Here is a 21,798-nt window from a genome sequence, read left to right as displayed (position 1 = left end):
CTTATATTGACTGCGCAAGGAAAAAAGACATGCTTGAAGCCTTTTATGCCACAGAGCGCGGTAGTCTAGAAGATGCAACAATCAATGGTGGATTTGATCTGCATCCTGAGTTGGTCTGGATTGATCTGATCGCGCCATCCCAAGAAGAACAACAATGGGTACTCGAAGCCTATGATCGCAATCTACCGACCCTAAAATCACTTGAAGACATTTCCTCATCGGCACGTTTTTATCGTGATGATGAAGGTATTTTACATATCAGTACTTACTTTCTCACCAAGAACAAAAACACCCAATCAGATCGTGAACAAGAAGATCTTGAAAACACCCTTGCTGCAACCGTACACACAGTTGCTTTTTTGCTTGAGAAAAACCGACTCATCACACTTCGTGGTGAGAAATTAGTCGCATTTCGAGCATTTCGAGCAAGAGCGAGACGCAATGATTATGAGATGGACTATAAGAATCCAGTTTGGATTTTATTAGGTTTATTGGAAGCTAAACTAGATGAGCTTTCAGACATTTTAGAAGATACCCACCGTTATCTTGAAGAGTACTCTGCAGAAGTTCTCAATGATCATCACCGCGAACAAATTCTTGATCTTGACGATATGATCACAAACCTCGCGCATCAAGAAGATATGTTAGGAAAAGCACAACTCTGTCTTACAGACTTACGTCGGGTTTTGACTTTTCTGTCACGCCCACGTGCTTTGGGTAGTCATATTTATGATGCTGATATTCGAGAAATGAGTGAGGATGTGCGTTCTTTACTAGAACATAACGCATTCTTATTCCAGAAACTAAAATTCTTACTGGATATCACCACAGGTTTCGCCAACACTGAAATGAATGAAACATTCAAACGTTTCTCTATTTTACCCAGCATGTTAGCCCCACCAATGTTGGTCGCCAGTATCTACGGTATGAATACTGATGTTTTGCCTTTTGCTCAAGGAGATACCAGCTTCTGGATTGTCATTACTTTTGTTATTACTTTATTGATCGGACCAATACTCTATTTCCGCTGGAAGAAATGGATTTAGCATGAAAGGCAACTCTCTTTTTTTGAGTATGCCTATACTAGGATCGATTCTATTCCTCCCAACAGCTTTTGCTTGTGCACCGCATTCACCAGATGACGTGTTTATTGCACGTCTTCAAGCTGTTCAGAAGATAGCGTCCACGGATCATTACCACTTAACAATAAACAATTCCCGTTTTATCTTCCACGGCTTTAGAACATGGATAATGCATTCAAAGCCGAAACAATGGCAGAGTCAGTTCCCACTTAAAAATATAAAAAAGAATGATTTAATCATTGGCTTAGCCTACGCCCCTGATCAAGCTAAACCACACAACTATACTGTGGCTTCTTTAGCACGATTACATTGTCAAAATGATATTCTGTCTATAGGCCAGCCAATTTTACCGTTCCTAGCGTGGAACCGAAAAAATAATAATTGTCATGATGACCACCCCACATCCATAAAATTACTAGATGGTTTTTTAGCATACGATCAAACTTATTATCTCAAAAAATTACAGACAAAATACCCAACTTGTCAGGCTCTTTTTTCAGCCTTTCCAAAATCATAAATATAAAAAAAGAGCTTTATAAAAAAGCTCTTTTTTCGATTCATACAATATCAAATCAAGATAAGGTCATCTTCTAAATGACAAGCTTGGATGATCTTTAGCATTTTCTCAGGAACACTTTTAAAATGCAGCCCTTTACTTTCAGGGGTTTGACGCAACCATTGCACCAATACAGCGAGAGACAAGGTACTGCCCTGTTCAAGCTGAGCAAGATCAACAATCAAAGGAAAATGCTGATGTTGCTGAATATGCACTAAGCCCGATTGGTAAACCTGCTCTGCATTTTCAAAATCAATCGTCTTAGGAACGATAAGTTGCTGATCAATATACTGAATCACCCTTCACCTACTTATTTTTTAGTGACTGCTGCATCTGCATCAGGTTTAAAAGTTGCAATCGCTTTATTGATGTCACCACCATTACGCTGAACCGTAGCAGCAAACTGATTACGGAATTGCAAACCTAAGTCGATCCCCGCTACATTCACATTACGGATTTTCCATTGATCACCTTTATCAATCAACTGGAAAGATACAGGAATCTTTTCACCATTGTTTAAAAAGTCTAAAGTCACAACTGGATTTTTGCTGTTGCTGGCTTTATAAGGACGCATGGTATAGCTTTGATTGGTATATTTTGCAAATGCACTACCGTAGTTTTCAATAATCACTTCACGGAAGTTTTTCTCAAACTGAGCACGTTGCGCTGCATTGGTATGCTGATTATTGGCATACGTTCCTAGCACGATACGTGTAAAAGCTTGTGAATCAACAAACGGATCAAGGTTTTGACGAATAATCGTATTAACTAATTGAGGATTATTTTGCAACTTTGCGTGATCGGCTTTTAATCGATTGACCAAACCATCTGCTACACGTTTAACAAAATCAGGTGGCGTCTCTGTCGGAGCTGCAAAAGCTGTAGTTGCAAGCATAGCTGACAATACGCTTGCCGTTAGAGTTTGTTTCAATAATGTGTTCACTTTAAAACTCCTAAATACGATTATTCAGCAAAAGATGGTTCGGCATCTGACTGTGTTGCTGAAGTTTCAGTGCCCGATGCAACTTTGCTCGCACCACCACCCGTAATAAACTTACTGATTAAATCTTCTAGATCCATTGTGCCTTGGGTATTTGAAACGACATCACCACGTTTTAAGTAGTCCACGCCACCACCTGGGATAACTTTCAAATATTTTTCACCCAATAAACCATTGGTTGCTACCATTATATAAGCATCTTCATCAAGACTAGTAATGGAGGTCATGTTACTGATCAGTTGCTGTTCCATTGCTTTTTGTTTCGTCTCATCTGCTTGCTGATAATCAGAACTGTAGTGCAATTCTTCCAATGCATTTTGCTGCACGACTTTTAATTGTTCTGCATTAAAACTGGTGAGCTTACCATCCAAAACAAATTTGACCGTTGCTAGGCGCGAGACCGGATCAAGCGTAATGGATTCAACACGACCAATCGTCACACCACTCATGGTGACTTTTGCACGCGTCTTTAAGCCATTTACGTTGTCAAACTGAGCCGTCATACTATAACTGTCACGTAGGTTGGTACCTACCAAGCCGCTGACTTTCATCGCAAGAAAAAATAAGGCAATACCGAAGATAATGACAAAAACACCAACGGCCAGCTCACTAATACGTGATTTCATTAAATCCCTCCGAACATGACCGCAGTCAACACGAAATCAAAACCTAATACACAAAGCGAAGAATATACGACTGTTCTGGTCATAGACGTCGCAATACCTTCGGGCGTTGGATCACAGGCATAACCTTGATACACCGCTACCCATGTACAAATTAGAGCGAAAACAATACTTTTAATAATGCCATTTACAACATCGTGTCCGAACTGCACACTACTTTGCATACCGCCCCAGAATGAACCTTCATCCACACCAAGGAAATCGACGCCGACCATTTTGCCACCGATAATACCAATCGCAGCAAAAATCACGGTTAACATCGGCAAGCTCACGATCCCCGCCCATAAGCGCGGAGATACAATCTGACGCAGTGGATCAACACCAATCATTTCCATGCTGGCGAGTTGCTCACTCTGTTTCATCGAGCCAATTTCAGCCGTCAAAGCCGAGCCTGCGCGTCCTGCAAATAATAACGCAGCAACCACGGGTGCAAGTTCACGCAGCAAAGTTAAAGACACCATCGTGCCTAACATGGACTCACTACCGACATTGACCAAAATCGAGTAACCTTGCAAACCCAAGACCAAACCGATAAATAAACCAGAAACAGCAATGATCAATAAAGACATCACCCCGACACGATGCATCTGATAAATAAAACGTTGAAAACCACCTTTTGATGGCATCGAAAATAAAATTTGCAGGAGCATCAGTGACGCAGCACCAATCCCCTTTATTCGCTCAATAACGAGTCTACCTAACCAGGCAATCGTATTCATGGACGAACCTCGTTATCTAAATATGCTTGGTGAGTAAATTGATATTCGACAGGCCCCTCAACCGAACCTGTTAAAAACTGACGTACAAATGGTGAAGCATGTGTTTTTAATTGTTCAGGTGTACCTTCACCCTGAATTTTGCCTTCTGCAACCACATAAATGTAATCTGCAATCGACAAAGTCTCTGCCACATCATGAGAGACGATAATCGTGGTTAAATCTAATGCTTCTCGTAGTGAACGAATCAAACGCGTCAAAATCCCTTTCACGATCGGATCTTGGCCTGCAAAGGGTTCGTCATACATAATCAATTCAGGATCAAGTGCAATGGCACGTGCTAAAGCAACTCGGCGATTCATCCCGCCCGATAGTTCTGTAGGCATGAGTTGTTCAGCACCGCGTAATCCTACAGACTCAAGCTTTAATGCCACCAACTCTGCAATCAGGTGCTCAGGCAACTTGGTGTGTGCTCGAATCGGAAATGCAACATTCTCATACACAGACATATCTGTAAATAATGCGCCACTTTGAAATAACATTCCCATACGTGCGCGTGCAGCGAACAACTCAAGACGTGACATTGAAGCAATATTTTTACCATCAAGTAAAACCTTACCTTGATCAGGATTAAGCTGTCCTCCAATCAAACGCAATAAAGTGGTTTTACCCGTACCAGATGGTCCCATAATTGCTGTGATTTGACCACGTCGAATTTTAAGGCTGATATCGTCATAAATGACGCGGTCTCCTCGATTAAAGCTCAAGTTTGTAACTTCAATTAAGGCTTCAGCATCGAGAGGAGATTTGTTATTCATAATGGCATTCATTCCTGCACTTTTTATGCACGCATACTATACACCGAAAGATTAAATCGTTGTTTTTATTTTGATAAGGGATGTATCAAGATGATTTAGTTTATGTAGTTATTCTTTGAATCAACTTCGCTAGTCGTTTGGTGAAAATTTGCATTTAAACGATCGGGATTACTTTGATCAAAAACCGCATAGGCAAAAAATAAACCATTACACAGCATCATAATGACAAAAAGACACGGCAGTCCTTCATTACAGGTAAAAGACCATATTTGATTTAAAAAGCTGTTGTTTTGTTTCATCCTATTCATTTCTTATTCAAAGTTTGAACCAGTGCACATTTTTATTATTTTACATGACTATGCATAAATAAAAAAGCCAGTTTTTCAACTGGCTTCTTTTTTATCAATTAATAATCGTTTTTCCGACGACGGTCACCACCGAAGCCACCTTCACGCGGTGCTGCTGGGCGATCACCAAAATCACGTTTCGGACGATCTTCACCACCGAAAGTACGTTTTGGACGATCTTCGCCACCGAAAGTACGCTTAGGACGGTCTTCACCACCGAAAGTACGTTTTGGACGATCATCACCACCAAAAGTACGTTTTGGACGATCATCACCACCAAAGCTACGTTTAGGACGGTCACCAAAACCACCTTCACGTGGAGCTGCTGGACGATCACCAAAATCACGCTTAGGACGGTCACCAAAACCACCCTCACGTGGAGCTGCTGGGCGATCACCAAAATCACGCTTAGGACGGTCACCAAAACCACCCTCACGACGTGGTTTATAGTCTACACGGTTACCACGGTTATCATCATTTGAGTCAAAACGCGGTTTATCATTGAAACCACCTTCACGGCGTGGTGGACGATCACCAAAATCACGCTTAGGACGATCATCTACAGCACCTTCACGGCGTGGACGATCTGAATTAAAGTCGCGGCGTGGACGATCTTCGCCACCGAAGCTACGTTGTGGTCGATCACCAAACCCACCTTCACGGCGTGGTGGACGATCACCAAAATCACGCTTAGGACGATCATCACCATAAGATGGACGATCACCACGTGGTTTATCATCAAAGCTACGACGTGGACGGTCATCACCACCTTCACGACGTTTGAAGTTGCTTTCGCCTTCAAAACGACGACCGCCGCCACCATTGCCGCTACGACCACGACCAGCACCGCCACCGCCATTACCACTGCGACCGCGACCACCACCATCACGACCTGAACGAGCAGGAGGTGGAGATGGCTCTAAACCTTCAATTTCAGAAACACTTAAACGTGCATCTAAATAATCTTCTAAAGCACGGATTTTACCGCGTTCACGGTAAGTCGCTAAAGTAATTGCTTGACCTGAACGACCTGCACGACCTGTACGACCGATACGGTGTACATAGTCTTCATTTTTCATTGGTAAACCGAAGTTAATCACGTGAGAAATGGTTGGTACGTCTAAACCACGCGCTGCAACATCAGTTGCAACTAAGATTTTTGCACGACCTTCACGGATACTACGTAAACGACGGTTACGAACTGTTTGTGGCATTGCACCGTGCAACGCAACAACAGAGTGACCCGCTTCAGCTAACTCTTCAGCAAGCATATCGGTATCTTCTTGCGTACTCGCAAATACAACTGCTTGATCTACTGATTCATCAGACAACCAATGCGTAAGTAATTTTTTCTTGTGCTCGAAACCATCAGTCCAATGTAATGTTTGAGTAACATCAGTATTGGTACTGTGACCCGTTTCGATTGCGATACGTACAGGGTTATTCATCATACGTTCAGCAAGACGAATAATACGATCTGCAAATGTCGCAGAGAACATCAATGTTTGTTTACGATTTGCAGCTAATTCACCAATTGCTTCTAGATCTTCAGAGAAACCTAGATCAAGCATACGGTCTGCTTCATCAACGATTAATGATTCAACTTTATCTAATTTAATTTGACGACGGTTAACAAGATCAAGCAAACGACCAGGCGTTGCAACGACAACTTGCGCACCTTTAAGCTGTTGAATTTGTTTACCAAAAGGCATACCGCCCATAATCGCAGCAATACGAACACCTTTCATGTGACGTACCAATGCAATCGCATCTTGACTTACTTGTTGTGCCAACTCACGAGTAGGAGAAATAACTAAAATCGTAGGTTGAGTCACTGCTTTCATACGGTCTTTAAAAGAAGCAAATGCTTCTTCGCCCGCTAAAGAGTTAAGTGTAGGCAATAAAAATGCTGCAGTTTTACCAGAACCTGTCTGGCTAGAAACTAATAAGTCTTTTCCTTCTAATGCAGCAGGAATTGCTTGTTCTTGTACAGGAGTTGGGGTAGTAAAACCTAAACCTTCAAGCGCTTGTTGTAAGGTTTCATGTAATGAAAATTCGGCAAAAGTTTTGCTCATAGAGAGTTTCACCCTTGTGGGTGCTCCATTTTAATAAATACAAAAAATAGACATCGGCAACAGGCGGCAAAGCGACTCAAGCTGAAAATAAATGAGATTCAGCGGCGATCCGAATAACGACGATGTGGACTAAACGCACGCTTGATTACTGCTTCAACCTGAAGAATCGCTAAGCGATTTGGGCGCAAGATGTGGTCCTCTCTATGGACAGCGAGCGCAAAATATGAATAGAACAGAATGTTCAGGTAATGAACTGGAATTTCAGTGCGTGGGCGGAGTATAGCAGAAAGTTTAAGAATGTCACGCTTTTTAATTGTTTTTCCTATTAAGTTGTCTTTATTTATCGCCTAACAAGCTACTTTTCAATAAAAATAAGCCATTTATCAGTTATTTAATTAATATACCTTATATGCTTTATTTATCAATAAATACTTAGCATCGTGTTTCCAACACCACTTTAACTTTTTGAGCGACCCGTTCAGGCTTCTCGTCTGTCAAAATAATTCGATATTGTCGTCTTGCCAGCTCCACCAGGACCAATAAAATAGATAAGCAAATTATTTAACCTTATTTTCCGATCTCGCATAAAAAAGCCCTCAAAGTTTGAGGGCTTTCCAGAAATTCGAATTATTTTGCAGCAACACCCCAAGCAGGAACAACTGCTTGCATCAATGGTTTTAACATTTTCAATGAACAAGCAATCACTTGGCCATTTTCAAATGAGTCATTACCACCACGAGCATCAACCATCGCACCGCCAGCTTCTTTCACAATCAACTCACCCGCAGCAATATCCCACGGTTTCAAGCCTAGCTCAAAGAAACCATCAAAACGACCCGCTGCAACATAAGCTAAATCTAAAGCAGCAGAACCTGCACGACGAATTTGTGCACCCGCTTTAGTCACAGCCAATAATGAAGCAAAATGCTGTTCGGCATACGAAACGATTTCTCCATCACGTTGTGCACGGAATGGATGACCAACAGCAAGCGAGGTATTTTCTAAAGTTTCACTTGTATTCACACGGATACGACGTTGATTCATGACCGCGCCGCGACCGCGACTTGCAGAGAACAATTCATCACGTACTGGATCGTAGATCACACCGTGTTGGGTTACACCTTTGTGTTGTACAGCGATAGAAATACAGAAATGCGGGAAACCATTAATGAAGTTTTGTGTGCCATCTAAAGGATCAATAACCCAACACCAATCAGCGTCGTGTCCTTTACCCTCTTGAAATCCAAACTCTTCACCGTGAAAACTATGGTTTTTATAACTTTTACGGAGAGTATCGATAGTAAGTTGTTCCAAGTAACGGTCAACACGCGTCACTGGACCATCAATGCCTTTATCTTCAACTTGTAAATCGAGTTTATGACGATTTTGATGTGCCTTTAAAAGCTCTTGACCAACTGTTTGAGCCGCACGCGCAGCCATAACCACCATAGGTTCCATTGAACACCCACTACAAATTTCGAAGATTTTGACAAAGAATAATGCATAAAAGCGCCCGCATTCTATCAAATCTGAGCACTTTTAGGGAAAAAATGTTGCTAAAAATTTAGTGGGCAATTGCCATTATCAAATGCACTTGCATTTACTTGGTTTTATTGATTAAAACCAAGCTTTTTCAATTGAAGTCAAAATACCTTGACTATCTAAACCACAGTCTTGCAACATTTGTTGATGTGATGCTTGAAGTAAGAATGTATCTGGCAGACCCAAATTCAAAATTGGTTTAACAATTTTAGCCTGTGCCAAAAATTCATTTACTGCACTACCCGCACCTGCCATCACAGCATGCTCCTCAACCGTGACAAAAAGCTGTGTATTAGCAGCTAAATCACGAATGATGTGCTCATCAAGCGGTTTAACAAAACGCATATTGATGACACGGATACCGATTGGATGGTTATTTGCAAATAACTCTGCGGCTTGGACTGATGCTGTTACTCGACTACCAAAAGCCAAAATACTGATCTGTTGTGCTGCATCTACATTAAATTCAGCTACGATCTCGGCTTTACCAATCTCTAAAGCAGTCATTTTCTCTTGAATATCGACACCCACACCTGCACCACGTGGATAACGAACCGCAGTCGGTCCATTATACAGGTAGGCGGTATGTAGCATTTGTCGACATTCATTTTCATCTTTTGGTGCCATGATTACCATATTTGGGACAGTGCGCATAAAGGCATAATCGTATGCGCCAGCATGCGTTGGACCATCTTCACCGACTAAACCTGCACGATCAATACCAAAAGTCACATCTAAATTTTGTAAAGCAACATCATGGATCAATTGATCATAACCACGTTGCAAAAAGGTTGAATAAATTGCAACGACTGGTTTTAAACCTTCACACGCCATACCTGCTGCTAATGTCACTGCATGTTGTTCTGCAATTGCAACATCAAAAAAACGTTCAGGATATTGCTGGGCAAACTTCACCATGCCCGATCCTTCACACATTGCTGGAGTAATCGCCAATAAACGCTCATCTTGCGCTGCTTCATCGCACAACCACTGCCCAAATACATCTGAATATTTAGGAGGTGATTTTTTTATTGGTGCAGATGCTGCTGGTGCAATTTTAGTAATCGCGTGATAGGTAATTGGATCGGCTTCTGCAGGTGCAAAACCTTTGCCTTTTTTAGTATAAACGTGAACTAAACGCGGACCTTTTCGTTTTTTTAATGCATGGAACACTTGCGCGAGTTGCTCGACATCATGACCATCAAATGGGCCAAAATAGTCAAAACCAATCGCTTTAAATAAATTATCTGCTGCATCAGTTGCGGATTGATGTAAGCGTGAGTTATAGGTCCATTTCGGATGTGGCTGAATATAGGCTTCACCCAACTCATTCACATTGACGAACTGACCTGACTCCCAAATCGCGGCTAGGTGTTTGGCAAAACCACCTGTGCTGCATGAAATCGACATATCATTGTCATTGAGGACCACTATCAAATCTGCATCATGAGCAACCGCATCGTTCATGGCTTCAAATGCCATACCCGCTGTCATGGCGCCATCACCCACAATCGCCACCACATCACAAGGATCTTTTTGGTATCGACGAGCGAGTGCCATCCCCAAACCAGCAGAAATTGCCGTCGATGAATGTCCTACACCAAAGGTATCAAATTCAGACTCTTCTCGCGCAGGAAAAGCGGCTAAGCCATTTTTACTGCGAATTGTTGTGATTTGCTCACGGCGACCAGTTAAAACTTTATGCGGATAAGCTTGATGCCCCACATCCCAAACCAAACGGTCTCTTGGCGTATTAAAGCAATAATGCAAGGCAACAGTAAGTTCAATGACGCCTAGGTTTGCGCCGAAGTGACCACCACTCTGTCCTGCTGCATACAAAATATATTGACGTAACTCATCCGCCACTTGTGCGAGTTGGCTTTGCGCGAGCTGTCGTAACTGTTGTGGATGATCAATTTCATCTAACAGTACCGTCACAGGACGTTGAGTTGGAATTTCGGTATACAACATAATGTGGCAAAGCCTTTTTAAGCCTGGCAAATCCGAAGCTGGGTTAAATGGGGGCAATCATACAATTAAATAGGATCTACCTTCAATCAGCCACGTGTGCGAATGATGCAGTGCTGAACACTCATATGCCAATCTAAAAGACTGACTCGCAGATTATCCTGAATTATGTCACTGTTTATCAACCATTATTGTGTGCTTTCTATGAAAAAGAAAAACTTATGTGAAAAATCAGAAATTCCGATTCACGCAATCTTCACACATTAAGCTATACTTTGATGGTTTTTATGATACGAGTGAGCTCTCTGTGCCGATTGAATTTATTGCAACATCAAAGCTACCAACTGCTTTTGGTGACTTCAATATTTCTGTGTTTCAAGACCCTGAAACGGGCGAAGAACATGTGGCGCTTTCGAAAGGTTTAGATACGACTCCAACACAACCAGTGTTAGTCCGTATCCATTCAGAATGCTTAACAGGTGATGCTTTCGCGTCGCTCAAATGTGATTGTGGCCCACAATTACAAGCCACACAACAGTTGATTAATGAGAAAGGACAAGGCGTGATTTTATATCTACGCCAAGAAGGTCGCGGGATTGGTTTAACCAATAAAATCCGTGCCTATGCCTTACAAGATCAAGGTCATGATACCGTTGATGCAAATTTATTATTAAACCTGCCTGCCGATGCACGCCGTTATGATATGTGCAGCATCATGCTGGATCATCTTCAAGTCAAAGAAGTGAAATTGATCACCAATAATCCTTTAAAATTAAAAGCATTGACTGATCTTGGTGTTAAAGTGATTGAGCGTGTTCCGCTGACGGTTGGACACAATCCATTCAACGAACAATATTTAAAAACCAAACGTGAACGTATGGATCATCTTTATCAAAAAGATGATTTTTAAATCATCTTATTATAAAAAATAAAAATCCCTTACTTTTATTATGGATTTATGTTTTGATGTTACTAATTCCTAGATCACCTCAAGAGGATCATCATGCAGCATCCAACTTCAGCTGATATTCAACGTGTGCGCGAGTTTTTACTCGATCTACAAGCACGAATTTGTGCAGGACTAGAGCAACAGGAACGTGCAGGCGGCGGAACCGCTGAGTTTATCATTGATGATTGGCAACGAACCGAAGGTGGCGGTGGTCGCTCACGGGTTTTGCAAAATGGTGAAGTGATTGAAAAAGGTGGTGTGATGTTCTCCCACATCAATATCAGTAAACTCCCCGCCTCAGCAACTGAACGCCACCCACAAATCGCTGGTGCAAAGGCTCAGGCTTTAGGTGTATCACTGGTCATTCACCCGAAAAATCCAAATATCCCAACCTCACATGCCAACGTACGCTTATTTGTGGCTGAGCCAGAAGGGCAAGATCCTGTATGGTGGTTTGGTGGTGGCTTTGACCTCACACCGTTCTATCCAGATGATCAAGACATTCAAAACTGGCATCAAACGGCGTATGAGCTATGTCAGCCATTTGGGGATGATGTGTATGCAGAACATAAAAAATGGTGTGATGATTATTTCTATTTAAAACACCGTGACGAGCAACGTGGTGTCGGTGGCTTATTCTTTGATGATCTCAACCAATGGGATTTCGAAACTTGTTTTAAATATATGCAAGCCGTAGGTAATGGTTATTTAGAAGCGATCTTACCGATTTTTGAAAAGCATCGTGAGCAGCCTTATACCGAAGCGCAACGTGAATTCCAACTGTATCGCCGTGGTCGTTATGTTGAATATAATTTAGTTTATGACCGCGGCACTTTATTCGGCCTACAAACAGGTGGAAGGATTGAGTCCATCTTAGTCAGTTTACCGAATCTTGCAGGTTGGTCTTATCGCCCTGAGTGGGATGCGGATTCGATTGAAAAACGCCTCACTGATTATTATTTAAAACCGAGAGATTGGTTAGGTTTAAACAAGTAATAAAGTTCATTTATCCCTAATAAACTCCGTTAGGGATAAATTATTTAAACTTTAGAATAAAAATATCTGGGTATTTTTAATAGGACGATTGATTAAATCTGCTCTAAAATTTCGCATCAATTCTCGGCTCAAGGGCTGAGGTCGCTTGATCAAGGTCATCAATAACTGTAAAAATTGTCCATGACTCAATACGACTAAGTTCTTTTCTATATAATCATCAGCCAATTGCTTTATTTTCTCGTGAAAATTCTGTGCTCGGTGATAAAGATCTTCGAAGGATTCTGCATCATCCGCATCACGAAAATGGCAATCCATTCTCTCCCAATATGCATTCACCCAAAGCTTGCGATCATTTAAATTGGTATTGGCACATTTTCTTTCAGACAAATAACTAAACTCATGTAAATTCCCATTGATCTCTGGTGTTAGCTGATATTTTTGCAAGATGGGTTCAGCCGTTTGATAAGTGCGAAGATATTTAGAAATGATGACGTGATCAATTTGAGGCAATGCTGCACAGAGTTTTTCTGCTTGTCTTTTGCCATTTTCACTCAATGCAATTGAAGCATGAGATAAAGTGCGACTATTGATATTAGCTTCGCTTTCAGCATGTCGAATTAGAAAAATACCCATGATAAAATTTAGCCTCCTTACTTTTCTATGGAGTTAAAGTCTTTTCAATATTAGATCATTTAATAATATCCATCAGATGCAAATCAACATTGCAGCAATGCTCTCAACTTTATAAACTTTAACCAACATAACAACACCGATCACTCATGACCAAACAATTTGCTGTAATTGGAAATCCAATTGAACAATCTCGCTCACCTGAACTACATCATGCTTTTGCAGCAAAAACTGGTATTGATTTAAACTATAAAAAAATTCTTGCGCCTTTAGATGGTTTTGAAACGACGACTAAGACATTCTTTACTCAAGGTGGCATCGGCATGAATGTCACCGTTCCTTTTAAAGAACAGGCATTTGCATTGTGTGACCAACTAACAGAACGTGCCAAGATTGCAAAAGCAGTAAATACACTATGGATGCAGGATGGCAAACTCTACGGCGACAATACCGATGGTCAAGGACTCGTTGCTGCAATTCAAGCACTTGGTTGGAATCTTAAAAATAGCCGTATCTTAATCTTGGGTGCTGGTGGTGCAACGCGCGGTGTGATCTACCCATTAGTACAGGCAGGCGCAAAAAAAATTGTGATTGCGAATCGTACCCTAGCCCGCGCTGAACAACTGGTCAATGATTTAAAAGATGCAGTACCACAAGCTGAACTTACAGCGATTAGCCTAGAACAACTTTCAGGTGAATTTGATTTGGTGATTAACGCAACCTCGGCAAGCTTAACAGGTGATGCGTTACAACTTCCTGAAAGTTTAATTTTCCATCATGCTTATGAAATGGCTTATGGCAAACCCTCTAGCTTTCTCGATCAAGCCCAAGCACGTCAAGTTCCATCCACTGATGGGTTTGGCATGCTAGTTGGACAAGCAATCGAAGCCTTTTATATTTGGAACGCAGTTAAACCTGAACTAAAAGATTTCTTATAAATCCATCTCCAAAAAAGAACCTGCATCATGCAGGTTCTTTTTTGTGCTTTGAATTATTTAACCGTTAACATCTTTTGATAAACATCTTTAAAGATTTCATAATCAATAAACTCATCATGATCAACCTTTAAGTTTTGAATCGTATTCAAGGTCAACTTGTTTTGGCGTGCTGCCACATACACTTGCCCTAAAATATTTGCAGTCTGCTCAAGTAAGATTTTTTCCTCACTTGAAGCACCATTCTCACGTTCAAATTGAATTTGATATTGTTTAGAAAATAGCTGTTGTGGCTGCTTATATTGTGCTTGTAGTTTCTTCCATGCTTGGCGATCTTTATCTCCACGCATCGCATCACTGACAATACGATCTACCGATTCGCCCAACGGATAATTGAACTGCTCATCGTCTTCTAGATGATGTTTCTTTTGTAACGCTTCTATCGTTGTAAGTGCCGCACCTTGAGGGTTGTATACCTCTTCACTTGAATACCAATAGGCATACACACTGGCTATTTCTTGCAACTCTTTGGTTGAATAACGCTGTACAACCTGTGGTGTGCTTTCCGTTAATTTGGCTATAAATACAGCTTTGTAGGTTTGTTCATATGATCGGGTTGCATCATAACGTTGTGCAGCAATCACTTTAAGCTGATCATCCAATGACAATGTATATGGCTGTGCAGCGCGCTCTACAATCCCTGCCTGACCCATTTTTTCAGTGAATCGGTCAATTGATTGCTCAAACATCGATCCCTTACTCACTTCCGACCATGTTTTGGCACGTTTTAATTGCGCTCGATCAATCGGTGTTGCTTTTCCATAATTCAAAACTTGCATATCCGCTTTAAGGTTCACACGAGATCGCAATTCTGGAGAAGTATAATTTAGATCATAGTCATAGTTAATCGCACGCCCTTTTTCATCTAAACTAATATCAATAAGGAATGGATTACGTTTATCTACAGGCAATGCTTGATTAATCTCAGTCTGATGCTTGATCCAGAGTGCTTTGAAGGCATGATCATCAATAAACTGAGCTTGGTTATAAACAGAGAATAACTCTTCCAAAGCGCTTAATTTCGCAATATAAGAAATTAGACCTGACGCATTTGATTGCGTTGGATTGAATACATCAACACCATGCATACTTTGGCAATATTGTGCATCGCCATAGGTGATTTTTGGATTTGATGATAAAGAATCACACTGCTCACGACTTAAACCACTTTCATAAGCAGCTTTTACATCAGACTCAGAACCATAGCCGCTTTCCGCTGCCGCCATTACGGCTTCGAGATTTTCTTCAGCAGTCGCATCACTGGTGTCATATTTATTTTCCCATGCAGCGGCTTGTGTTGCTTCCGCCGCTGCCATTGCTTCCAAAGCGGCAGCAGATGCATCCTCAGAAGCAGAGTCATAGGCATCAGCTTCATCCTCAACACCAAAATGTTGATTCACCAATTGATAAAGCTGCTGACTCACCACACTCGCATCATCAGATGCAGTTTTAGTATTTTTTGTTGAAGATGCTTTTTTAGACTTACTTTGAGCATCGACTTCATCTGCGATCAGTTTTTCTAAGCTCTGTTCATTCATATTTAAAATGCTTTGCATTAAATATTTTTCATTCACTTTGCTATATAAACTCGATTGCAAAAATGCTTCTTCAATGGTTGTTTTTAAGCGAATCTTTTCAACGACACCTGCCGCACGTTCTGCTGATGACACTGGCAAAGCTTGTATATTTTGCTGATCTGCCAAACGATAAAACACGCCACTTGATGCTTTGAGGTATTCCACAAACTTCTTGTAATCAACTTGCTTGATCAAACCTTGATACTTCGAAAAATCGAAATATGCCAAATTACTCTGATTTTCTTTATTGACCAAATACGGCATAAATCCAAAATAATTGACGTAAAACTTATGGTCATTCAAATCGAGCACCATAGGCATTTTAGCTTGTACCAATAGCGTCGGTTTTTCATAACGCGCGGTTAGATTAAATGAACCCATTTTTTGACGATAATGCACTGAACCATCATATTCAAATTGCATATCATTCAAAATCATTGCCATGGATTGAATGACTTTATCCACTTTGGTTTGACCATATGAACTCTTGTCTTGTGCCAGTGCATCATACAAGGCTTGTTTCTGCTTGCTATTTAAATTGACTTTTTGATCTCTTAAATATTGTTCAATTTTTTGTTTTAATGCCGCATCTAATGGCGCTTGTGGACGAGTAGCAGCCTTATTTTGATCTAACTCAACATGAACATTAATTTTTCCGCGATAATCATAACTTGGGTATTCATACATCGCATTAATACTATTGATGGCCTTTTGCTCTAAACCAGCCGTACTTGTATTGGTTTTAATGACATGTTGTGAACATGCTGAAAGACTCAACCCCAACAAACATAAAGTTAAATATTTTAAACGCATAGTTTTACCAACCACCTTTATATCATTATACTTTCAACTAAAAATTGACCCATTTTCATCATAAACATACGTCTAAAACTCAAACAAAAAAGGGACTTCCACCTTAATCACTGTTCTTCAAAATTCGCTTTTCTGACATTTTTTTCTAGTGGGCTTATCAATGTATTTGTGTCACTATTGTGAATAATCTAGAGTATCGAAACAGATAATCCAAAATGATTCAAATACAGGATTAAGATTATGCCAGCTTATAAAGCCCCGCTCCGCGATGTTCGTTTCTTAATGAACGAAATGTTAGATTATCCAGCACATTACCAAACTTTAGCAAGTGGTCAAAATGCTGATGCTGAAACTGTTGATATGATTCTTGAAGGTGCGGCAGATTATTGCGAAAACGTACTTTCTCCACTCAATCAATCAGGCGATGAAGAAGGCTGTACTTTCAACAATGGTGAAGTCACAACCCCTAAAGGCTTCAAAGAAGCATATGACCAATTCGTCATGGGTGGTTGGCAAGGTCTTTCGTATCCTGAAGAGTTTGGTGGTCAAGGCTTACCAATGTCTTTAAACCTAATCAAATCTGAAATGATGGGGACTGCAAACTGGTCTTTCACCATGTATCCAGGTTTGAGTACTGGTTGTATGAACACCATCATGCAATTTGGTACAGATGAGCAAAAAAATACCTATATGCCTAAACTGGTTGAAGGAACTTGGTCTGGTACGATGTGCTTGACTGAACCTCAATGTGGTACAGATTTAGGTCAAGTTAAAACTAAAGCAGAACCTCAAGAAGATGGGACTTATAAGCTTTCTGGTACTAAGATCTTCATCTCTGCAGGTGAGCACGATTTAACAGAAAACATTATTCACATCGTACTTGCGCGTCTTCCAGATGCACCTGCAGGTACACGTGGTATCTCATTATTCATCGTACCTAAATTCATCCCAACTGCGGATGGTGGCGTAGGTGAACGCAATACAGTTTCTTGTGGTTCAATCGAACACAAAATGGGGATTAAAGCCTCTGCGACAGCAGTATTGAACTTTGATAATGCAACAGGTTACTTGATCGGTGAAGTGAATAAAGGTTTACATGCAATGTTTACCTTCATGAACACTGCACGTATTGGTACTGCGGTTCAAGGTGTTGCTCACGCTGAACTGTCTTTCCAAGGTGCTTTACCGTATGCAAAAGATCGTATGTCAATGCGCGCGCTTTCAGGTAAAAAAGAACCTGAACGTGTAGCTGATGCGATTATTCACCATGCCGATGTACGTCGCTTGCTGTTGACGCAAAAAGCAATTGCGGAAGGTGGTCGTTCAATGATCTACCACGCAGCTAAACTTGCTGACAAAATGACAGATGCGATCGCAAATGGCGATCAAGCCGCTTATGAAGCGCATGATGACAAACTTGGTTTCTATACCCCGATTTTAAAAGGCTTCTTGACTGAGCTCGGTTTAGAATCAGCAAATAATGGTATGCAAGTATTTGGTGGTCATGGCTATATCCGTGAATGGGGTATGGAGCAGATCGCACGTGATGCACGTATCTCAACCTTGTACGAAGGTACAACAGGTATTCAAGCACTTGATTTACTTGGTCGTAAAGTACTTTTAAGCTCGAAAGGTAAAGTTGTTCGTGACTATACTGCTGAAATCTTAAAGTTCTGTGCAACACATGCACGTAACAAGTACTTACGTCGTTTTGCTTGGGATTTGACTAAGCTTTGCGCACAGTGGAATACATTGACTGTTCGCATCATGCTTGCTGCACGTAAGGACCGTGACATCGTTTCTTCAGCTTCTGCTGACTTCTTGATGTTCTCTGGTTACGTGATGATGGCTTACTTCTGGGCGCAACAGGCTGTTGTTGCTTCTGAAAAATTAGAAGCGGGTAACGGTATCGAAACACCAGAATTCTATAAAGCAAAAATCAAAGTTGCTGATTTCTATTTTGACCGCTTGTTACCACGTGCTCAAGGTCATGCAGAATCAATGGTATCAACTTCACGCACCTTGACTTCACTTGCACCAGAACACTTCAGCTTCGATTACTAATCGGATCTGTTAAAAAAAGAGCGCATATTGCGCTCTTTTTTATTCACTCTAATCTATTTTTTTAAATACATAGGCTTTTTGGGGGAATGGATATTCTTTAAAGAACTTCCGATTTTCGCCATTATTCCCATTCCAAAGTTTATCTAAATTTAATACCAAATCTTGATTTTGGTTAATTTCATAATACAAGCTAATGTTGGCAGCATCACAACGAACCATAATTTCATTCAGTTCTTCATGCGCATACCATTGTACTTGTTTACAGGTTTGCTCGATCTTGGCAACGTTCTGAGAAGAATCTGCACCTAAGCGACCAAAACTGGTATTGATCCAATAAACCGAACCATCTTCCAATAGATTCAGAATATATTCCGCTTCTTTCTCTTGATTCACACAACCCGCAAAAGCATCGGTACATGGAATACGAGCATGATAACGACCCACATAGGTCAGACTAGTTTCAGAAGGCTCTGTTAAGTTACGCTTCCCCATACCTGAGTACGGTAAAGTTGCTTGTCCAGCAACTTTAGTTAATGGCACACCATCATCGGTAAATGAAGACGGCTCATCTGGTACAACACTTACCTCATCACTTGATTGCATCTGAATTTGTTTAGCGGATTCTGAATAATCACGATCACACGCAGTCAGACCGAAACTCAATACACATCCAACACTCACATACTGTAGTAACAACCACCTGAACTGCATATCCACAAATCTCTAACATCAACATCATTATCGACGAATCCAACAGGACTGCGCCCAATAGATCTAAAGAACATAGAATATATTCATTCTCTATGCTCATATCAGGGACGCCTACCGACTGAAAGAACGACAATAAAACTGAATCATACGGTGACAAAGCAGTCTGCTTTAAGTCGGTGCATTTTAGGCGATACTGTTGGTTTTTCCAGCAGGATTTTACACAACGTAACTAATCTCTTATCTATTTAAACTTTAAAAAATGTATACCGCCCCTATTTCTTAATAAACAGCAATCAACAGATTGAATATCTCTTTTATGCTGTCATTTCATTACGTTAAGGAGAAGAATTCGATGACCAATACTGGTTTATATCGCTCAAACCAAAAAAGCATGATCGCAGGTGTAATGGGCGGTATTGCTGAACGTTTTGGTTGGAACGCAAATTTATTACGCTTGATCTTTGTTGTGATCTCAATCCTCAGTGCCGCTTTTCCCGGTATTTTAGTGTATTTGATTCTATGGTTGGTCATTCCCAAGAGACAAACAGCATCTATAGAGCATGTACAACATTATCAGCAGCCTGTAAAAACAATTTATGATGATCAGAGTATGAAACGTTAATTCACTTTGCCACTTTTGGTCGCTACGGTTGGATACACCCCAAATACAACCGTAGCTTTTTTTATTGAAATTAAGGTAATGGTCGACCTAACTGTTGTTGCAAAGCAGCAATCATATCAGCACGACTGATCATTCCGATCAAACGTTGATTCTCAACCACTGGGATATAATTAAAAGACTTCTCCACAAAATAAGGTATGAGGTCTTGAATCGGTTGTAGTGGTTCAACGGTCACTACTCTACGACTCATAATTTGCCGAACATAATGCTGCCAAGAATTCCTTGGATCAGTCGCACTTTTAAACCACTCAACCACTTCATATAAAGCCAGTGTTCCGACAAGCCTTTCCTCATGATTAACCACAGGCAAGCTCATTATATTGACCGCTTTGAACTTATCTAATGCCTGATGAATATCATCATCCTCATGCAGCGTGATCACATCCCGACTCATAATATCTTGGCAAACGAAGCTATTTTGCAAACGCCCATGTGCTCGTTGTTGCGCATCTAAGATGATTTTTTCTAAGTCGTATTGACTAATATCGAGTAATTCGGTGTGGTGCTCTAAAGCATATTCAATATCTTTGGGCTGAATTGACACTTTCTGCGTCGGTGTAGGGTCTTTGCTGCGTGCATTGACATGTGCTGTTATTGGATAATGTCGCCCAATTAAACGATTAAAAAACACTGCAAACAACAACAGTAAAATTGAATTTAATAAGACAGGATAAAGCACAAAGTAGAAGCCAAGACGATGAACTGCCTCTCCCCCCAATACAGCCGTGATCGACACCGCCCCACTTGGCGGATGCAAAGAATCTGTCGTCATCATCACAAAAATCGCCAGACCCACTGCCACGCTAAATGCCGTGGTTAAATCTGGCAACCATTGCACACAAACAACGCCAATCACCCCAGACAACGTATTGCCGACAATTACATTCCAAGGTTGCGCCAACGGACTGTTTGGTAGAGCAAAAAGCAGTACCGAGGATGCACCCATCGGTGCGATATACCATGCATTCATCCCACCCAGTACATACCAACTCAGTAATGACGACACGGCCAAACCACATAATGCGCCAAAGCCTGAAAGCAAACGCTCTTTCAGCGGAAGGGTTTTATAGTTGGGTTTTAGAAAACTTAGCCAGTCAGATTGAGTAAAGCTCACAATGCACCTTGCTGGAATCATGTCGAGTTTGATGGGTTGCGGCAGTATACACTTAAGCTTTTATAAGATATATTTTTGTTACATCTTAAAACATGCAGCCATTTTGTTCTCTAAACGCCACTGACTCCTCTTATAATAAATTTGATCAAATTAGACCAAAGACCAATATACTTAAAACACTAAACCGATTATGAAAAACAGCGCACGCCTCTTATTTATAAAAGAAATAAATATCACATAGATTTTTATCAAAAAACTAAATACCACTTACAGCTCAAATACCATAAAATTCAAACGTTCAAAAACTGGGCAGGAATGCACTCCAGACTTTGTCTACCTACTTTCAGCCTTACTTGGATGTATACATGGGCAATGAGTACACGGATTTAAAAAAAATTTACATGGATGATAGAAGTTAGCATTTACTATTGATTCGCTAAAAATATAGTTACTCTGTCACGTGAAATTGAGTGATAGATA

Annotated in this window: 19 protein-coding genes; 7 read left to right on the top strand and 12 right to left on the bottom strand. The window is 40.8% G+C overall.

The genetic code is table 11. The features are described 5' to 3' along the window. The first annotated feature begins 29 nt into the window (after positions 1 to 29). Entirely contained in the window at positions 30 to 1,046 is a 1,017-nt protein-coding gene (locus tag MMO38_RS11365) for a CorA family divalent cation transporter (RefSeq protein WP_005193724.1), read from the top strand. A gap of 1 nt (position 1,047) precedes the next feature. Beyond that, on the top strand, positions 1,048 to 1,599 hold the full coding sequence (locus tag MMO38_RS11360; RefSeq protein WP_241323618.1) for a hypothetical protein: 552 nt from the start codon (positions 1,048 to 1,050) through the stop codon (positions 1,597 to 1,599). Positions 1,600 to 1,649: 50 nt separating this feature from the next. On the opposite strand, the gene MMO38_RS11355 is transcribed toward MMO38_RS11360, so the two are convergent. The 8 genes from MMO38_RS11355 to dxs all read right to left on the bottom strand — a co-directional run bounded on the left by MMO38_RS11355 (position 1,650) and on the right by dxs (position 10,790). Next, positions 1,650 to 1,937, bottom strand: coding sequence for an STAS domain-containing protein (locus tag MMO38_RS11355; protein ID WP_241323617.1), 288 nt, complete (start codon positions 1,935 to 1,937; stop codon positions 1,650 to 1,652). Positions 1,938 to 1,948: 11 nt separating this feature from the next. Continuing rightward, positions 1,949 to 2,581 carry an ABC transporter substrate-binding protein gene (locus tag MMO38_RS11350; protein WP_241323616.1) on the bottom strand — a complete coding sequence of 211 codons (633 nt, stop codon included), beginning with the start codon at positions 2,579 to 2,581 and terminating at the stop codon, positions 1,949 to 1,951. A 20-nt stretch (positions 2,582 to 2,601) separates the two neighbouring features. After that, positions 2,602 to 3,264: an outer membrane lipid asymmetry maintenance protein MlaD gene (locus MMO38_RS11345; protein WP_005193729.1), complete on the bottom strand. Its 663-nt coding sequence runs from the start codon at positions 3,262 to 3,264 to the stop codon at positions 2,602 to 2,604. Next, positions 3,264 to 4,040, bottom strand: a complete 777-nt coding sequence (gene mlaE / locus MMO38_RS11340) for a lipid asymmetry maintenance ABC transporter permease subunit MlaE (protein WP_005193730.1) — start codon at positions 4,038 to 4,040, stop codon at positions 3,264 to 3,266. Before mlaE ends, MMO38_RS11345 begins: the two co-directional genes overlap by 1 nt. Beyond that, positions 4,037 to 4,855, bottom strand: coding sequence for an ABC transporter ATP-binding protein (locus MMO38_RS11335; RefSeq protein ID WP_241323615.1), 819 nt, complete (start codon positions 4,853 to 4,855; stop codon positions 4,037 to 4,039). Before MMO38_RS11335 ends, mlaE begins: the two co-directional genes overlap by 4 nt. A 406-nt stretch (positions 4,856 to 5,261) precedes the next feature. After that, a complete protein-coding gene (locus MMO38_RS11330; protein WP_241323614.1) occupies positions 5,262 to 7,277 on the bottom strand; it encodes a DEAD/DEAH box helicase in 2,016 nt (671 codons plus the stop codon). A 627-nt stretch (positions 7,278 to 7,904) separates the two neighbouring features. Then, positions 7,905 to 8,735 carry an inositol monophosphatase family protein gene (locus tag MMO38_RS11325; protein WP_004673055.1) on the bottom strand — a complete coding sequence of 277 codons (831 nt, stop codon included), beginning with the start codon at positions 8,733 to 8,735 and terminating at the stop codon, positions 7,905 to 7,907. 159 nt (positions 8,736 to 8,894) lie between these two features. Continuing rightward, a complete protein-coding gene (gene dxs, locus MMO38_RS11320; RefSeq protein WP_241323613.1) occupies positions 8,895 to 10,790 on the bottom strand; it encodes a 1-deoxy-D-xylulose-5-phosphate synthase in 1,896 nt (631 codons plus the stop codon). 304 nt (positions 10,791 to 11,094) lie between these two features. On the opposite strand from dxs, the gene ribA reads away from it, so the two are divergent. Together ribA and hemF are read left to right on the top strand one after the other, a co-directional pair. Further along, positions 11,095 to 11,697: a GTP cyclohydrolase II gene (gene ribA / locus MMO38_RS11315; protein WP_241323612.1), complete on the top strand. Its 603-nt coding sequence runs from the start codon at positions 11,095 to 11,097 to the stop codon at positions 11,695 to 11,697. A 93-nt stretch (positions 11,698 to 11,790) separates the two neighbouring features. Then, positions 11,791 to 12,732, top strand: coding sequence for an oxygen-dependent coproporphyrinogen oxidase (gene hemF / locus MMO38_RS11310; RefSeq protein ID WP_005193737.1), 942 nt, complete (start codon positions 11,791 to 11,793; stop codon positions 12,730 to 12,732). A 51-nt stretch (positions 12,733 to 12,783) separates the two neighbouring features. On the opposite strand, the gene MMO38_RS11305 is transcribed toward hemF, so the two are convergent. After that, positions 12,784 to 13,365, bottom strand: a complete 582-nt coding sequence (locus MMO38_RS11305; RefSeq protein WP_241323611.1) for a histidine phosphatase family protein — start codon at positions 13,363 to 13,365, stop codon at positions 12,784 to 12,786. Positions 13,366 to 13,511: 146 nt separating this feature from the next. On the opposite strand from MMO38_RS11305, the gene aroE reads away from it, so the two are divergent. Beyond that, positions 13,512 to 14,300 carry a shikimate dehydrogenase gene (aroE, locus tag MMO38_RS11300; protein WP_241323610.1) on the top strand — a complete coding sequence of 263 codons (789 nt, stop codon included), beginning with the start codon at positions 13,512 to 13,514 and terminating at the stop codon, positions 14,298 to 14,300. A gap of 53 nt (positions 14,301 to 14,353) precedes the next feature. Here aroE and MMO38_RS11295 read toward each other — a convergent pair whose 3' ends face one another. Further along, positions 14,354 to 16,747 carry a hypothetical protein gene (locus tag MMO38_RS11295; protein ID WP_241323609.1) on the bottom strand — a complete coding sequence of 798 codons (2,394 nt, stop codon included), beginning with the start codon at positions 16,745 to 16,747 and terminating at the stop codon, positions 14,354 to 14,356. 240 nt (positions 16,748 to 16,987) lie between these two features. Between MMO38_RS11295 and MMO38_RS11290 the strand changes: the two genes are divergently transcribed. Continuing rightward, entirely contained in the window at positions 16,988 to 18,811 is a 1,824-nt protein-coding gene (locus tag MMO38_RS11290; RefSeq protein ID WP_004673064.1) for an acyl-CoA dehydrogenase C-terminal domain-containing protein, read from the top strand. A 48-nt stretch (positions 18,812 to 18,859) separates the two neighbouring features. Here the strand turns inward: MMO38_RS11290 and MMO38_RS11285 are convergent, their stop codons facing one another. Further along, on the bottom strand, positions 18,860 to 19,522 hold the full coding sequence (locus tag MMO38_RS11285; protein WP_241323608.1) for a hypothetical protein: 663 nt from the start codon (positions 19,520 to 19,522) through the stop codon (positions 18,860 to 18,862). A 352-nt stretch (positions 19,523 to 19,874) separates the two neighbouring features. Between MMO38_RS11285 and MMO38_RS11280 the strand changes: the two genes are divergently transcribed. Further along, positions 19,875 to 20,144, top strand: coding sequence for a PspC domain-containing protein (locus MMO38_RS11280; protein ID WP_004673066.1), 270 nt, complete (start codon positions 19,875 to 19,877; stop codon positions 20,142 to 20,144). 70 nt (positions 20,145 to 20,214) lie between these two features. Here MMO38_RS11280 and MMO38_RS11275 read toward each other — a convergent pair whose 3' ends face one another. Continuing rightward, on the bottom strand, positions 20,215 to 21,318 hold the full coding sequence (locus MMO38_RS11275) for an HPP family protein (RefSeq protein WP_241323607.1): 1,104 nt from the start codon (positions 21,316 to 21,318) through the stop codon (positions 20,215 to 20,217). Positions 21,319 to 21,798: the final 480 nt, after the last annotated feature.

Source organism: Acinetobacter sp. NIPH 1852 (assembly GCF_022549455.1).
Classification (GTDB): Bacteria; Pseudomonadota; Gammaproteobacteria; order Pseudomonadales; family Moraxellaceae; genus Acinetobacter.
The sequence above is the reverse complement of the archived record's forward strand: the minus strand, read 5'-3'. Positions and strand labels throughout refer to the sequence as shown.